The organism is Lentilactobacillus laojiaonis, assembly GCF_020616595.1.
Taxonomy (GTDB): domain Bacteria; phylum Bacillota; class Bacilli; order Lactobacillales; family Lactobacillaceae; genus Lentilactobacillus; species Lentilactobacillus laojiaonis.
Map to the genome: position 1 here is coordinate 286,337 of NZ_CP085278.1, position 15,838 is coordinate 302,174.

13 protein-coding genes are annotated in these 15,838 nt (G+C 33.3%); 9 read left to right on the forward strand and 4 right to left on the reverse strand.

The features are described from left to right. Position 1: 1 nt before the first annotated feature. Together LHL71_RS01485 and LHL71_RS01490 are read right to left on the reverse strand one after the other, a co-directional pair. Entirely contained in the window at positions 2 to 943 is a 942-nt protein-coding gene (locus tag LHL71_RS01485) for a glycosyltransferase family 2 protein (protein WP_227361288.1), read from the reverse strand. A gap of 15 nt (positions 944 to 958) precedes the next feature. After that, entirely contained in the window at positions 959 to 2,185 is a 1,227-nt protein-coding gene (locus LHL71_RS01490) for an aminopeptidase (protein WP_227361289.1), read from the reverse strand. Positions 2,186 to 2,326: 141 nt separating this feature from the next. Between LHL71_RS01490 and wecB the strand changes: the two genes are divergently transcribed. Next, positions 2,327 to 3,448 (forward strand): non-hydrolyzing UDP-N-acetylglucosamine 2-epimerase, encoded by a 1,122-nt coding sequence (gene wecB, locus LHL71_RS01495; protein WP_227361290.1) that lies wholly within the window; start codon positions 2,327 to 2,329, stop codon positions 3,446 to 3,448. 9 nt (positions 3,449 to 3,457) lie between these two features. After that, positions 3,458 to 4,387, forward strand: coding sequence for a YihY/virulence factor BrkB family protein (locus LHL71_RS01500; RefSeq protein ID WP_227361291.1), 930 nt, complete (start codon positions 3,458 to 3,460; stop codon positions 4,385 to 4,387). On the opposite strand, the gene LHL71_RS01505 is transcribed toward LHL71_RS01500, so the two are convergent. Further along, complete coding sequence (locus LHL71_RS01505) at positions 4,388 to 4,849, reverse strand: flavodoxin (protein WP_227361292.1); 462 nt, start codon at positions 4,847 to 4,849, stop codon at positions 4,388 to 4,390. Positions 4,850 to 4,948: 99 nt separating this feature from the next. On the opposite strand from LHL71_RS01505, the gene LHL71_RS01510 reads away from it, so the two are divergent. From LHL71_RS01510 to LHL71_RS01540, 7 genes are all read left to right on the forward strand, one after another. Continuing rightward, on the forward strand, positions 4,949 to 5,746 hold the full coding sequence (locus tag LHL71_RS01510) for a RecX family transcriptional regulator (RefSeq protein WP_227361293.1): 798 nt from the start codon (positions 4,949 to 4,951) through the stop codon (positions 5,744 to 5,746). Positions 5,747 to 5,790: 44 nt separating this feature from the next. Next, complete coding sequence (locus LHL71_RS01515) at positions 5,791 to 6,903, forward strand: AI-2E family transporter (protein ID WP_227361294.1); 1,113 nt, start codon at positions 5,791 to 5,793, stop codon at positions 6,901 to 6,903. A gap of 107 nt (positions 6,904 to 7,010) precedes the next feature. Beyond that, positions 7,011 to 7,424 carry a glycerol-3-phosphate cytidylyltransferase gene (gene tagD, locus LHL71_RS01520; RefSeq protein ID WP_227361295.1) on the forward strand — a complete coding sequence of 138 codons (414 nt, stop codon included), beginning with the start codon at positions 7,011 to 7,013 and terminating at the stop codon, positions 7,422 to 7,424. Positions 7,425 to 7,486: 62 nt separating this feature from the next. Further along, positions 7,487 to 8,335 carry a hypothetical protein gene (locus LHL71_RS01525; RefSeq protein WP_227361296.1) on the forward strand — a complete coding sequence of 283 codons (849 nt, stop codon included), beginning with the start codon at positions 7,487 to 7,489 and terminating at the stop codon, positions 8,333 to 8,335. A 13-nt stretch (positions 8,336 to 8,348) separates the two neighbouring features. Next, a complete protein-coding gene (locus tag LHL71_RS01530; RefSeq protein ID WP_227361597.1) occupies positions 8,349 to 10,376 on the forward strand; it encodes a CDP-glycerol glycerophosphotransferase family protein in 2,028 nt (675 codons plus the stop codon). 113 nt (positions 10,377 to 10,489) lie between these two features. Further along, positions 10,490 to 12,064 carry a peptide chain release factor 3 gene (locus tag LHL71_RS01535; protein WP_227361297.1) on the forward strand — a complete coding sequence of 525 codons (1,575 nt, stop codon included), beginning with the start codon at positions 10,490 to 10,492 and terminating at the stop codon, positions 12,062 to 12,064. 22 nt (positions 12,065 to 12,086) lie between these two features. Further along, entirely contained in the window at positions 12,087 to 13,520 is a 1,434-nt protein-coding gene (locus LHL71_RS01540) for a C69 family dipeptidase (RefSeq protein ID WP_227361298.1), read from the forward strand. Positions 13,521 to 13,564: 44 nt separating this feature from the next. Here the strand turns inward: LHL71_RS01540 and LHL71_RS01545 are convergent, their stop codons facing one another. Continuing rightward, positions 13,565 to 15,814 carry an ATP-dependent Clp protease ATP-binding subunit gene (locus LHL71_RS01545; protein ID WP_227361299.1) on the reverse strand — a complete coding sequence of 750 codons (2,250 nt, stop codon included), beginning with the start codon at positions 15,812 to 15,814 and terminating at the stop codon, positions 13,565 to 13,567. Positions 15,815 to 15,838: the final 24 nt, after the last annotated feature.

The window sequence follows — 15,838 nt, forward strand, 5'->3', positions numbered from 1 at the left end:
ATTATTTCTTTTCCTCAATAATATATTCAGGACGATGCTTAGTTTCTAGATAGATCTTGCCAATATAATTACCTAAAATTCCTAGGAAGAGAAGTTGTACACCACTCATAAATAATAGGATTGAAACAATTGAAGCCCAACCACTAACTGCGTTACCGTAAATTAAGGCTCTAATTACTACAAAAATTAAGGCAATTAAAGAAATTAAACAAACAATTACTCCACTAAAGGTAGCCATTTTTAAAGGCACGTCTGAAAAATCAACTACTGCTTCGAGTGAGTATTGGAATAATTTATAAAATGACCATGAGGTTTCACCAGCTGATCTAGCTACTCCTTCAAATTCAATATACTTGGTTTCAAAACCAACCCAAGCAAAGATACCCTTACTAAAACGATTATATTCAGGTAGTGATAAAACAGCATCAACATATTTACGAGTCATTAAGCGGTAATCTCGAACGTTTTGTTTCATTTTAACTTCTGCCATTTTATTGATCATCTTGTAAAAAGTTGAAGATAGGAATGACTTAAATGATTTTTCATCACGAGTAGTTTGAACACAGCCAACACATTCATATTCTTTACTTTCTAGAATAGGAACCATTTGAAGTAAGAGCTCTGGTGGATCTTGTAAATCTACATCCATTACGGCTACATAGTCGCCTTGGGCATTTTTTAAACCGGCTGAAAGTGCAGATTCTTTACCAAAGTTTCTTGAAAATGATAGGTAGTGGACGGTGTCAGGATGTTGATTGTGTAGATTACGCATCACATCTAACGTTTTATCACTAGATCCATCATTAACAAATAAGTATTCCGGTACATAGGTTTCAGTTGATTGATTATTTAGTTTTTCAAAAACCTTTTCCGTTGTATCGTAAAAAATGTTGATGGTTGGTTCCTCATTGTAGCAGGGGACAATTAAACTAATTGTTTTCAAAATAATTCCTCCAAATTATACCCAATTACCATTTCGCATAATTGGTATTTTTTGACCGTCTTTAGTAATACCGTCAATATTCATTTTGTTAGATCCAATCATGAAATCGACATGGATTTCAGATTGATTTAATCCAACTTCTTTTAGTTGGTTGGCATCCATATTAGTACCATTTTGAATACTAAATGGATAAGCGGCACCTAATGCTAAATGATCGGATGCATTTTCATCGAACAATGTATTATAAAAAATTGTTTTAGTTTTAGCAATAGGAGAATCCTCAGGTACTAGTGCAATTTCACCTAGTGAGCTAGCACCGACATCTGTTTTTATCAATTGATTTAAGAAATCGGCTCCTTGGTCAGCAGTAGCTTTAATTACGTGGCCATCTTTAAAAGTTAATTTAATATTGGTAATTAACTGACCATTGTTACTGAGTGGATAAGTTGCAGCTACTACTCCGTCAATTCGGCGATAGTCCGGAGCAGTGAAAACTTCCTCTGTAGGAATATTGGGAACAAAGAAGTTGCCCGCTTTATCATTAGATCCGGCGCCTTCCCAAAGATGATTTTCGGGTAATCCGATAGTTAAATCAGTTTGGTCTGATCGATAATGCAAGGCATCAAATTGATAATCGTTTAACCACTTAGCTCGTTGGTTTAAGAACTTAATATGTTCTTGCCAAGCTCGATTAGGTTCATCTAAGGTAACTCGAGAAATAGTTAAAATAGATTCCCATAATTTATTAAGTGCTTCTTGATTTGATAAATTAGGATAGACTTTTTGAGCCCATTCCAATGATGCTCCCGCTACTACTAACCAACTAATATCATTATTCATGGTTGCTTTAGTAACTGGTTGTTTTACTTTAGATTGAGCAGTTTGTGAGATATGTATTCTTTGAGGATCGATTCCGTTTAAAGCTTCTGGTGAAGCCGATAGTAGGGAAATTCGACTGGCATGTTTATCCATCAATTCTTTAGCGGCAACTTTTTCAAACTCGTAGGGATGTTGTAAACGATCCACCGAAGTATTTTGTAAATATTGTCGTTGAATTATCGGATCATTCCATTTTAAAATAACTTCATTAGCTTTTGCCGCATATGCTGCTTCCACAATCAATCTAGCTAGTGGAGCTTGATCAACATCTGCATATAAAATAATGGTTTGTCCGGGTTGAACATTTATACCAGTTTTAATAATTAAATCAGCATATTTCTTTAGTAAGTTATTTAAATCCATATTTTTACCTCGATAATTAAAATCAGTGTTCGTTAATTTTGTGTTAACAATAAAATTATAACATTATTTTTATATTACTTGGATAAATCAAAAAAATCTTAAGATCATTTGATATAATAGTTTTTGATAAAGGAGAGTTTAATGAAAACACAGATTAAAGTCATGACTATTTTTGGCACTCGTCCAGAAGCTATAAAAATGGCACCCATTGTGCTAGAAATGAAAAAAGAACCTGAAACTTTTAAACCAATTACCGTTGTTACCGGTCAACATCGGGAGATGCTAGACCAGGTGTTAGAAATATTTAATATTAAACCAGAGTATGATTTAAATATCATGCAAGATAACCAAACCCTAAGCGATATTACTACTCGGGTTATTACTAAATTAAATTCAATTATTGAGCAAGAACAGCCAGATATTATTTTGGTTCACGGAGATACTACGACTACTTTTGCCGCTAGTTTAGGGGCATTTTATAACCATGTTATGCTAGGTCATGTAGAAGCCGGACTTAGAACCTTTGATAAATGGTCACCATTCCCTGAAGAAATGAACCGTCAATTAACTGACGTATTAGCTGATCTATATTTTGCACCTACTGAGCTCAGCAAGAATAATCTAATTAAAGAAAATCATAATCAAAATAATATCTATGTTACGGGAAATACTGCTATCGATGCCCTTCAACAAACCGTTAGTGAAGATTATGATCACACCGTTTTAAATGAAATCAATCCAAGTCATCGTATTATTTTATTAACGATGCATCGCCGTGAGAATCAAGGAGAACCTATGCAACGAACTTTTAAGGCGATTAATGAAGTGGTTAGCCAGTATAAAGATGTCGATATTATTTATCCAGTACATCTAAGTCCCACTGTACAAACGATTGCGCATCAAGAATTTGATAATAATCCTCAAATTCATTTGGTAGACCCTTTGGATGTGGTTGATTTTCATAATTTATCTGCTAAAAGCTACTTCATTATGACGGATTCAGGTGGAGTCCAAGAAGAGGCTCCTTCACTAGGTAAACCGGTATTAGTTTTACGAGAACAAACTGAACGTCCTGAAGGAATTACTGCGGGAACTTTAAAATTGGTTGGCACTGATCCTAAGACTATAAAAAGTAGTATGAAATTATTACTGGACAAACCAGCTGAGTATCAAAAAATGGCGGAAGCGAAAAATCCTTATGGTGATGGAAAAGCAGCAAAACGGATTTTATCAGCTATTAAAGACCGCTTGGTAAATGACTAGGTGAGTTAATTGCTAAAAAATAATTATTTAAGAGCTAAAAGATATGTTCAATCCTTTCTAAAACATTATAAAAATGGTAATGTTTCGGATTCGGCAGCAGCACTATCTTTTTATCTTTTGTTTGCATTATTTCCATTAATTATTATTTTTGGTAGTGTGTTACAAATAATGAATTTACATGCTAACGAAATTTTGCTCTATCTTGAACCAATTTTTCCGGATAGTATTTTCTCAATGCTTAAACCCGTTATTAATTCAACCATTCATGGTTATAGCACGGGGCAATTATCAATTGGATTATTAGTAACGATTTGGTCAGCTAGTCGAGCGATTGCAGCTTTTCAGCGTTCAATTAATCAATCGTATGATGTGGCGAAAAACCAAACTGCCATTTCTAATCGCATTATTTCGTTTGTATGGATGCTAGCGTTACTAGTTTTTGTAGTTTTAATGATTTTAATCTTTATTTTTGGCCAGTGGATCTTAGTATGGATTAAACCAATTATTAATTTCCCGAAAGATTGGATTGAAATATTCAGTGCAGTTAAATGGCCAACTACTATTATGGTTATTTTAATTTTACTAACTCTGTTATTTTATTTTGTACCCAATGCTAAGGTTAAATTTAGATATGCCTGGATTGGAGCATTATTTTCATCCCTAGGAATTCTTTTATTAGCACAGGGATTTTCGATCTATATAAAATACTTTGCTAGTGGAATTACAACCTATAAAACCATTGGGACGTTTATCGCTTTAATGTTTTGGCTAGATTTGTCTGCCTTAATTTTATTAATTGGTGGGGTAATTAATGCTACTATCCAAGAGGTTAGACAGGGAGAAATCCAAGAACAACAGGACGCCTTAGAACGAGTAGTTCAAAGAGCTAGACAAGTAAATCAAGCAATTAAGCATAATAATAAAAAAAACAATGACTAATTAGTCATTGTTTTTTGTTTGGGCTTTGACAATTAAAGCGTCGACAAATTCATCTAGTGCTTCGATATCAATTTCATCGGGTTCTAAATTAATTTTAACGCTGTCAGTTCCCTTAGTTGCACCAGCTTTTAAAAAGGCTGATTCGAATTTATCTACAGCTAGGTTATAATATTCTTCATAAAAAACGTCTCCTGAACCAGCAACTCCGAAAATTTTTCCGGATAAGTCCATTTCGTTTAGTTCGTCGTAGAAGTCCATACCTTCTTCTGGTAATTGGCCTTCATCATATGTATATGGACAAACGATACAGATATCCACTTCGTTAAAAACAGTTGGATCAGTTTGAGAAATTTCACTTTGATTTACATCTAGTCCGCGATCTTCAAAACGTTCAGTTATGATGTCAGCGACATCTTCGTTGTTACCTGTAATTGTTGCAAAAACTACCTGTGCAGTAATCATGTTTTATCATCCCTATAATTAAATTTAAATCAAGTATATCAAATTAATAAAATAAAGTGAATTTAACCTACTTAGTTAACTTAGGAGGAAGACTATTATATGCAAAAAATTACTAAGATTGAAGCCCAGAAACGTTTAGGTCGCTTTAATGTATATTTAGATGGTAATTATGCGTTTCCCGTTAGTGAAGATGTATTAATTAAGTATAAAATTTTTAAAGGTATGGAAGTCAGTGAGGAGTTAAAAACCGCTTTAATCCATGCCGATAATTTATCAAAATTATATCAAAAGGCTTTGAATTACCTATCTTATCAACTGAGAACGGTCTACGAAGTAAAAGTTAAATTAGCTGAAATTAGTGAGGACGAAGAACAAATTGATCAAGTGATTCAAAAACTAAGAGCACAAAATTTATTAAACGATCAAATATATGCTGAAAGTTACGTCCGCACAGTTTTGATGGAGCGACAAAAAGGGCCTAAGTTTATCGATAACCAATTGAAATCCAAACGAGTGGATAATAATATCATTCAGCAAGCAATTTATGATTTTTATCCTGAAGAATCAATTATTGAAATTGGAACAGAAATCGCTGAAAAACAAATTTTACATTATCGCCGAGATTCTCAGCAAATGGCTTTTAACAAGCTTAGACAGTTTTTAAGTCGTCGGGGATTTGATACCAACGCTATTAGCATTATTATGGAAACAATTGCGGCAAAAAATATCGAAAATCATGATGATCAAATTATTGATAAGCAGGTAAGTAAATATTTAAAAAAATATCAAGCGCTAGATCCATATCAAAAAATTCAAAAGACCAAGCAAGCTCTATATCGGAAGGGCTTTAGCATGGATGATATTAATTTATCAATTGATAAATTAAATCCAAAATGAGTATGTTAGAATTAAGCTAATAGACTATCGGGGAGGCTTACCAAATGCTAAAACGTTTCAAAGATTCTTCGCTAATGTTTTGGTCGTTAGAAATATTAATTGTGGTCGGAATTATTTTTATTTGTAGTAAAATTAGTTTCGTATTTTCACCAATCGCAATTTTTATTTCTACAGTTTTTATTCCAATTTTAGTAGCGGGAATTTTATTTTATATATTAAATCCAATTGTTAATTTACTTACAAAGATTAAATTGGGGAAATTTAAAATTGGTCGGACCTTAGCGGTTACGATTGTTTTCTTATTGTTAGCCGGTTTAATAACGTTGTCGGTAATATTCTTTGTTCCAAGATTGACTGACCAAATTGTCGCCTTGGTTGATCACTTGCCCAAATTTATGGATAGTATTCAAGATCTATATGGTCGAGTTTTTAAGCAAGTTAATAGCCAACAAATCATCAAAAAAACCGATTTAATGAAGATTACCGATAAAATGAGTTCGAATATCACTAATTCAGCTAATGATATTTTAAATGGCATTTCTAATGGTTTAGGTGGCTTAATCTCAGCAACTGCTAATGCTGTGATTATATTAGTAACCGTACCGGTAGTTTTATTTTATATGTTAAAAGATGGTAATAAGTTAGGTAATAATATTCGTAAATTATTACCTAAAGGTTCTCAAAATCAGGTTATGGATCTACTAAATAAAATGAGCGATACCCTATCGAAATATATTGGTGGCCAAGTAATTGAATGTCTTTTTGTGGGGACATTTACAGCCATTGGATATTTTATTATTGGGATGCCGTATGCGTTACTTTTAGGAGTGATTGCAGGAATTTGTAACATCATTCCTTACTTAGGCCCATACATTGGAATCGCACCGGCTTTAGCAATTTCGTTAACTACTGGAAACTTGATGAATACCGTTTATAATATTATCGTGGTAGTTATTGTACAACAGATTGATGGAAACCTAGTTTATCCCAATGTAATTGGGAAAACGCTCCAAATCCATCCATTAACTATTATTATTATATTGTTAGCCGCAGGAAACATTGCTGGAATTATGGGAATGATTTTAGCAGTTCCACTATATGCGATTGTCAAAGTAATTGTTAGCTATCTATATAATATCTATCAATTAAGAAATTAATTGTGAAATTAGTCTAAAATTTAAGATTAACGATTGACGAGCGTTGTCAATATGCTAATATTGAATTATTGATATCATCACAGAGTGTGAAACATATAGGAGATTTTATGAAAAAAGTAATAACTTATGGGACCTTTGATTTAATTCATAAAGGTCACATTAGACTCTTAAAACGAGCTAGTGAATATGGTGATAACTTAACAGTTGTATTATCAACTGATGAGTTTAACGCTGAAAAAGGTAAAAAAGCTTACACTTCATATGAAGATCGTAAATATATTTTAGAAGCAGTAAAATACGTTGATCAAGTCCTTCCAGAAAGATCTTGGGATCAAAAAATCCAAGACGTAAAAGATAACGATATTGATGTATTCGTTATGGGCGATGATTGGAAGGGTAAATTCGATTTTCTTGAGGATTATTGTGAAGTGGTTTATCTACCAAGAACTGAAGGAATTTCTACCACTAAAATCAAAAATGATTTAGGTTTAGAGGATTCTAAACATTGGGAAGCTAAATAAATATATTTTGATATCCTTAGTATGTTTTAATGCTAGGGATATTTTAATACCAGGAGATAATTATGAAAAAAGTAATTTTTCTTGTAACGTCAATTGATGGTTTAAGAAAGCAAAATTTTATTAAGCAGTTAGGAAATTTAAACAATCGAAATTTTGAAATCAGTATTTTATTAGCGATGACTAACTTTGATGAGGTTTGGGTTGCTAAAAAAGAACTTAGTTTGCTAGGCAAAAGATACCACTTACCTGAAGTTGAAGTAATTACTTTAACGGATATTTTTGGTAATCGTAAAGGTATTGATTTAACTGCGGATGATCTTAAAAAGATTGATTTATCTAAATTAGAAAAACGAGTTTCTAAAAATAATAAAGATACCGTTGAAAGATATATTAATTCCGAAGGTGATATTATCGCTGAATCTACTTTGAATAAAGATGGAGTTCCGTTTGATATTAAGCTTTATGATGATGATAATCAGTTACAACAAATTACCAGTTATGATAAAGATAATCACTTGTTTGGAATACATAAGTATGTTGGCGGCCATTTGACCGAAACCTTGTTATTAAATAATGAACAGAAGCTAATCTTTAGATTTATTTTGCACGATGAACCAATGCGTACAATGTACTCATTAGCTAATACTTCAGTTCTTTCAATTCCGCAAACGATTCTAGATGAAGGTGTCATTGATAATTCAGGTGGTTTAATTAATGTAGATTCACAAAGTGATCTCGTTAGAAGAGAAGTAATTAATTATACTAATTATGATCGTTACTATGACATTAACTCTTTTTATCGAGAGATTTTAAATAGCTTGGATTATGAAAATGCCAGAATTTATGTAGATATTGAAGATGTTGTTGATATTACAACGTACCTATCAAATCGAACTATATTTAATTATTAAGGAGTAAATGACATTGAGAGCGATTCTATCAGGTGTTCATCAAAAAAAAGGCCAACAATCTTTAGAATTTGAATTACTAGATGTTGTTGGTACTCTTGATCATACTTGCTTACTATTTGTAGAAAAAAATAGTTTAGCATCAATTATGAAACCCATAACGAAAGTTTTAAGCCATAATATCATTCGAGTTGATATTGATGCCCAAGACTTCCATTTTCCATCAACTATCGGACAAACTGAATTTGAATGGCAAATGTATTTGGTAAGTAATACCCATACTAGAAAAGTTATTATCCAAGTGGAAAGTGAATACTTAAGTGATCGCCACCAATTGGAATTAACTAGTTTTTATCAATTTAATAGTGATGCTAAAGGCATGGCACTATTTAATTTAAAAACCGATCAAGCAGAAAATGATTTTATTATTAACTCTATTAACTTAACGGATAATGCCTTGGAATTGACGGGTTATAATCAAATTAATGGAACCCAAATCAAAAATCAAAAGCTTATCTTAAAAAATCGCAAATCAGAACAACAATTAGAATTTTCTATTGGTGATTCTTTATTTAAAGGGATGTTTGTGTTAACTGTACCTTTAAGTGATATTGAACGTGATAGTACTAATGAGATTTTTGTGGAATACGAATTAAATGATCAAAAAATTCGCCAAAAAGCAGTTATAACTAAATCTCTAAGTGGTCAATCAACCTTAGCTAATTTACCAGGTAACCGCCAAGTGGCTATTGAAAAAAATCTAACTAATGGGATTTTGGTTAAGGAATTTTCAGCTGCTAGTTTCGGCGAAAAAGCTGCTGCCGCCGTACAAAAAGTGGGAAGTGCCTTTGAAGCAGTTAAGATTGTTAATGAAAAAATCAATCTTTTATATATGAAACGACTATTTAAACGGGGGCATTCACCGTTTGAAGAAAATACTATTATGTTTGAAAGTTTCGGGGGTAGACAGGTTAGTGATAGTCCATACGCTATCTACAATTTATTTAAAAAACTTTATCCCGGAATTCGTTTGATTTGGTCGATTGATAGTTCCTTAAAAGGATTCTGTAAGGAAAATGGAATTGACTATGTAGTTAAAAATACCGCTAAATGGGTTCGTACCATGAAGAAATCTCAATTTTGGATTAGTAATGCGCGCTTCCCAGCTTGGGTTAAAAAGCCTAGTTATGTGACATATATTCAAACTTGGCATGGAACTCCGTTGAAAAAATTGGGATTAGATATTGCTAATGTCTCTATGCCGGGTACTACTACTGATAAGTATCACAAAAATTTTGTTAAAGAAGCTAATCGTTGGGATGCCTTAGTTTCTCCCAATGATTATTCTACGCAAATATTTAGATCAGCCTTTGGGTTTAAAAATCAAATTCTAAAAGTGGGATATCCACGAAATGATGAACTAATTAATACTCCAGCAGAAGATATCAATTTAATTAAAGAAAAATTGGGGATACCGACTGATAAAAAGGTGGTTATGTACGCTCCAACTTATCGAGATAATCAATTTGCCGCTAAAGGTAAATATACTTTTGAATTACCATTTGATTTAGAAGACTTTAAAAAGTCTTTTGGTGAAGATACAATCTTGATCTTAAGAATGCATTATTTGATTTCCAATGCTTTAGATATTTCTAAGTATTCTGATTTTGTTTATGACTTTTCAAATCACTCTAATATTAGTGATTTGTATTTAGTGTCAGACGTCTTAATAACCGATTATTCTTCAGTATTTTTCGATTATGCATATCTCAAACGTCCAATTCTATTTTATCCATATGATTACCATCTATATAAAGAAGAATTACGTGGATTTTATCTTAATTACGAAACGGATCTTCCGGGTAAAATTGCCAATAATTCAGAGCAATTATTAGCCGAAATTAATCATGCTCTAAGTCATCCAGATATGAGCGCTAATGAAAAATTTATGAATTTCTATAACCGTTTCTGTACGATTAATGATGGACTAAGTTCATTTAAAGTTGTAAATTATGTAATGCATCAAATTGAAAAATCTAATTAAAAAGGTCCGAACTTTATGGGTTCGGATTTTTTATTAGACTTTAATATAAAAATGAATTGCAAAAATAATTGTGTTAAACTTATAAGTATTTAGATGGCTGAAAGGAATTTAATATGAATAATCAAGAACTAAAAAATGAAGTTGATAAACGTAGAACCTTTGCGATTATTTCTCACCCTGATGCTGGTAAAACTACTATTACTGAACAATTACTTTTGTTTGGGGGAGTAGTTCGTGAAGCCGGTACGGTTAAAGCCCGTAAAACCGGTAACTTTGCAAAATCTGACTGGATGGAAATTGAACAAAAACGTGGTATTTCGGTTACCAGTTCGGTAATGCAATTTGATTATGCCGGTAAACGAATCAATATTTTGGATACTCCAGGTCACGAGGATTTTTCTGAAGATACGTATCGTACCTTGATGGCTGTTGACTCAGCTGTGATGGTCATTGATTCTGCTAAGGGGATTGAGCCTCAAACTAAAAAGCTATTTCAAATTTGTAAAATGCGTGGAATTCCAATCTTTACCTTCATGAATAAATTAGATCGTGATGGACGAACTCCTATGGATCTAATTGATCAATTAGAGGATGTCTTAGGTATAGAAGCCTATCCTATGAATTGGCCAATCGGTATGGGTAAAACTCTTGACGGAATTTACGATCGATTTAATAAACGAGTAGAATTATACAAACATGATCAACCTAGTGAGTTTGTACAATTAGATGATGAGGGTAACCCCATTAATGATTCTGAATTAGCTGCTAATGATCAATTCCAAGAAACTAAAGAAAGTATTGAGTTGTTATCAATGGCTGGAAATGAATTTAGCGAAGAAAAAATTATGAACGGACAACAAACTCCGGTATTTTTTGGTTCAGCTTTAGTTAACTTCGGGGTTAAGACTTTCTTGGATGCCTATTTACAATTTGCACCGGGACCAAGTGCTCATAAAACTGAAGATGATCAAGTTATTGAAGCTACTAATCCGGAATTTTCTGGTTTTGTCTTTAAAATTCAAGCTAACATGAATCCTAAACACCGTGATCGAATTGCGTTTGTTCGAATTTGCTCAGGTGAGTTTACCAAAGGGATGGATGTTAATTTAACTAGAACTGATAAGAAATTACGTCTATCAAACGTTACTGAATTTATGGCAAATACTCGGGAAAATGTGCAAAATGCGGTAGCCGGGGATATTATTGGTTTATATGATACTGGTAATTTTCAAATTGGCGATACCATTTGTATTGGTAAAAATAAATTACAATTCGAGAAGTTACCTCAATTTACACCGGAACTGTTTGTCCGAGTAGCCGCTAAAAACGTTATGAAGCAAAAGTCATTTCATAAGGGAATTCAACAACTGGTTCAAGAAGGGGCAGTTCAACTATATACTTCTTATTCAACTAATGATTATATTTTAGGAGCAGTTGGACAACTTCAATTTGAAGTGTTCCAATTTAGAATGCAAAATGAATATAATTCAGAAGTAACGATGGAGCCAATGGGTCATAAGATGGCACGTTGGATTAATCCTGATCAATTGGATGAAAAAATGTCTTCTTCTAGAAACCTACTAGTTAAGGATCGTTTTGGTGATCCACTATTCTTATTTGAAAATCAATTTGCATTACGATGGTTCCAAGATAAGTATCCGGAAGTAGAATTGACATCCAAACTATAATTTATTAAGGAGATTTTAATTTATGTTAGATAAACATTTATCAGCTTGTACAACCGTTTTAGTCGGTAAGAAGGCTAGTATTGATGGTTCAACCATGATCGCTAGAAATGATGACACTTTCTTGCCATTAACTCCTCAAAGATTTGATATGCAACCTGCTGTGCATAACCGCAAAGCAACTTGGGTTTCAAACCAAAATGGATTTACGGCACCGCTACCTGAATCCGGTTATCGTTATCAAGAAACTCCTAATGTAGTTGTTGAAAAAGAAGGGGTTTATGCTGAAAGTGGTTTTAACGAAAAAAACGTTGGTATGAGTGCAACTGAAAGTGTCTACGGTAATGAACGCGCCTTAGCCTATGATCCATTAGTAGCTAATGGTTTAGCAGAAGACTCACTTCAATCAATGGTGTTACCATTTATTGATTCTGCAAGAGATGGTGTTCAATATCTAGGTAATTTAATTAAAGAATATGGATCTCCTGAAGGTAATGGAGTTATCTTTAGTGATAAAGATGACGTTTGGTATATGGAAATTGTTACTGGACATCACTGGGTAGCTCAACGAATTCCAGATGATGCTTATGCAGTTGCTGCTAACCAAGTTTCTATTCAACAAGTTGATTTCAATGATTCTAAAAACTTTATGTGGTCTGAAGGAATTCAAGAATTTGTTGAAAAATACCATTTAAATACCGACAAATCTGGTTGGAACTTTAGACATATTTTTGGAACTAGTAATGAAAAAGATCGTTTTTATAACACGCCTCGAGTTTGGTTTGCTCAACGTTACTTAAATCCAGAAATTATTCAAGACCCAACTTCTGCTGAAATGCCATTTATTTGTTATACCGATAAATTAATTAGTGTAGAAGATATTGAGTACATTTTAGGTTCTCACTATAACGAAACTGAATTCGATCCATTGGGTAAGGGAGATGCTGCAAGCAAGTTGCGTTATCGTCCAATTTCAATGAACCGTACGCAAAACTCACATGTCTTACAAATAAGAAATGATGTTCCCGAAGAAATGTCAGCTATCATGTGGTTATGTTTCGGAGTACCGGCCTTTACTCCATTTGTTCCATTCTTTGGAAATGCTAATGATACAGCACCAACTTATTCAACTACTCCAGAACATTGTGATGATGTTAGTGCTTATTGGATGTATCGTAAATTATCAATGTTAGTTGAATCACACTATAGTGATTTTATCCAAAATGACATTGACTTTTTAACGGATACGAAACAAGTTTTAAGAACCCACGTTCAAAATACATTTGACCAAGCTATTAAAGAAAATCTCAGTGGCGAAAAATTAACTGAATTTTTAACTAATCAAAATTATCAAATTGTTGATCAAATGAAAGTTAAAACTACTGACTTTAGTCATGAATTAATTGAAAAGGGATTAACTCTTTCTAAACTAACTTATAATATGGATAAAAATCTATAATAAAAAAAGCCTCTACTTTAATTAGTAGAGGCTTTTTTTATTATTTAGTTATCATTAGTTTCTGAATTGTCATCTTTAGGTTCTAAATCAACTGATGAAATTACGATATTATCATCTTTATTAACATCGGCCTTAAGATTTACAGTACTTTCATGATCAAGATAGTAATCTGCAATTCCATCTTCGATCTCTTCTTGAATTACTCGACGTAGTGGACGAGCTCCCATAGAAGGACTGTAACCAAGTTCTACTAATTTGTCTTTAGCAGCATCGGTTACTTCAATAGTAAGACCTTGATGAGAAAGCATTTCATTAACATCGTTAATCATAAGAGTAACGATATGAGTTAAATCACCCTTAGTTAATGGATCAAACTCAATAACGTCGTCAAATCGATTTAGTAATTCTGGCTTGAAGTACATGCCTAATTTATCAAGGACAGAATGGGTTTTACCCTTTACACTAGCTCCAAAACCAACACTAGCTTCAACATCACCAGTACCGGCGTTACTAGTCATAATAATAATAGTATCTTTAAATGAAACGGTTCTACCTTGACTATCAGTTAGACGACCATCATCTAAAATTTGTAAGAACATGTGTAGTACATCGGGATGAGCTTTTTCCACTTCGTCTAATAAGATTAAACTATATGGATGACGACGTACTTGTTCGGTTAATTGACCAGCTTCATCATATCCTACATATCCAGGAGGTGAACCGATTAATTTAGCCACTGAATGAGGTTCCATATATTCCGACATGTCAAAACGAATCATGGCATCTTCAGAACCAAATAGTTGTTTAGCTAATTGCTTAGCCAACTCGGTTTTACCAACCCCGGTTGGACCTACAAATAAGAAGGAACCAATAGGGCGACCAGTACCGTTAAAGCCAATTCGATTTCGACGAATTGCTCGAGAAACATCATCAACAGCATGATCTTGACCAATTACGTTAGCCTTTAAATTAGAATCAAGATTCTTAAGTTGTTGTTGTTCTTGAGTTTGCAATTCACCTACAGGAATATCGGTTTTTTCTTCAACGATTTTTTCCATATCGTGAGCAGTAACCTTTGGAACTTTAGATTCATTAATACTGCTACCATTATCTTTAGCTTTTTGTAACTTATTAACTTGGTCGCGATAATAAGCAGCTTTTTCATAGTCTTCTTGTTGTAAAGCAATTTGTTTTTGATCTTCAGCATCTTTCATTTGTTTATCTAAAGTCTTAGGATCAACCACGTTAATCGTTAAATTCTTACGAGATCCGGCTTCATCCATTAAATCGATGGCTTTATCAGGTAAATAACGATCTTGAATGTAACGATCTGATAATTTTACTGCAGCATCGATAGAACCTTCAGTATATTTAACATGATGATAGTCTTCGTAGCGTTTTTGAATACCTTTTAAGATTTTTACGGCTTGACTAGGAGTAGGTTCTTCCACATTAACTTGTTGGAAACGTCTAGTTAAGGCTGCATCTTTTTCGATATCTCGAAATTCTTTTAGGGTAGTTGCACCAATTAATTGGAATTCACCACGAGCAAGTGCTGGTTTCAAAACATTTCCTGCATCCATGCTACCTTCTGCATTACCAGCACCGACAATTTCATGGATTTCATCAATAAATAAAATAACATCTGGATTAGCCTGAACTTCTTTAATTAATTGTTGCATTCTTTGTTCAAATTGGCCACGAATTCCAGTTCCTTGAACTAATGAGACTACGTCAAGGCGAATAATTTGTTTATTTCTAAGTTTTTGAGGAACTTGGCCAAAAACAATTTGTTGAGCCAATCCTTCAACAACTGCGGTTTTACCAACCCCAGCTTCACCGATTAATACGGGATTATTCTTAGTACGACGATTTAAAATTTCAATAACACGTTTAGTTTCTTGATCACGACCAATAACGGGATCAATTTTTCCATCTTTCGCCATTTGAGTCATATTGATACCAAATTGATCAAGAAGTGATTGATTATTTCGATTACCATTATTGCCACGGTTACCATTATTAGGTCCGGATGGCTGGGTAGGTGGAACTTGTCTAGGGTCAGGATTATTGAAATTACCGTTTTGCATGGCACGGAAAATATCATCTAATCCTCCCATTCCAAATGGGTCTTGAGCCATATCATTTATACCTCCCGAGTTTGGATTATTTCTTCTTGGACTAGTTAGGAGTTGATAGCAATTTTGACAAAGGTTGATTGTTTTTTGATCACCATTTACACTGGTGTAAAGGTGAATGGTTGCTTCATTGATGTGGCAATTTTCGCATAACATTAATTGCCGTCCTCCTTTATATTA

Excerpts from the sequence above, each read along its gene's own strand:
- LHL71_RS01490 (WP_227361289.1), bottom strand. The coding sequence starts at position 2,185 with ATGGATTTAAATAACTTACTAAAGAAATATGCTGATTTAATTATTAAA.
- wecB (WP_227361290.1), top strand. The coding sequence starts at position 2,327 with ATGAAAACACAGATTAAAGTCATGACTATTTTTGGCACTCGTCCAGAA.
- LHL71_RS01505 (WP_227361292.1), bottom strand. The coding sequence starts at position 4,849 with ATGATTACTGCACAGGTAGTTTTTGCAACAATTACAGGTAACAACGAA.
- LHL71_RS01510 (WP_227361293.1), top strand. The coding sequence starts at position 4,949 with ATGCAAAAAATTACTAAGATTGAAGCCCAGAAACGTTTAGGTCGCTTT.
- LHL71_RS01515 (WP_227361294.1), top strand. The coding sequence starts at position 5,791 with ATGCTAAAACGTTTCAAAGATTCTTCGCTAATGTTTTGGTCGTTAGAA.
- tagD (WP_227361295.1), top strand. The coding sequence starts at position 7,011 with ATGAAAAAAGTAATAACTTATGGGACCTTTGATTTAATTCATAAAGGT.
- LHL71_RS01525 (WP_227361296.1), top strand. The coding sequence starts at position 7,487 with ATGAAAAAAGTAATTTTTCTTGTAACGTCAATTGATGGTTTAAGAAAG.
- LHL71_RS01535 (WP_227361297.1), top strand. The coding sequence starts at position 10,490 with ATGAATAATCAAGAACTAAAAAATGAAGTTGATAAACGTAGAACCTTT.
- LHL71_RS01540 (WP_227361298.1), top strand. The coding sequence starts at position 12,087 with ATGTTAGATAAACATTTATCAGCTTGTACAACCGTTTTAGTCGGTAAG.
- LHL71_RS01545 (WP_227361299.1), bottom strand. The coding sequence starts at position 15,814 with ATGTTATGCGAAAATTGCCACATCAATGAAGCAACCATTCACCTTTAC.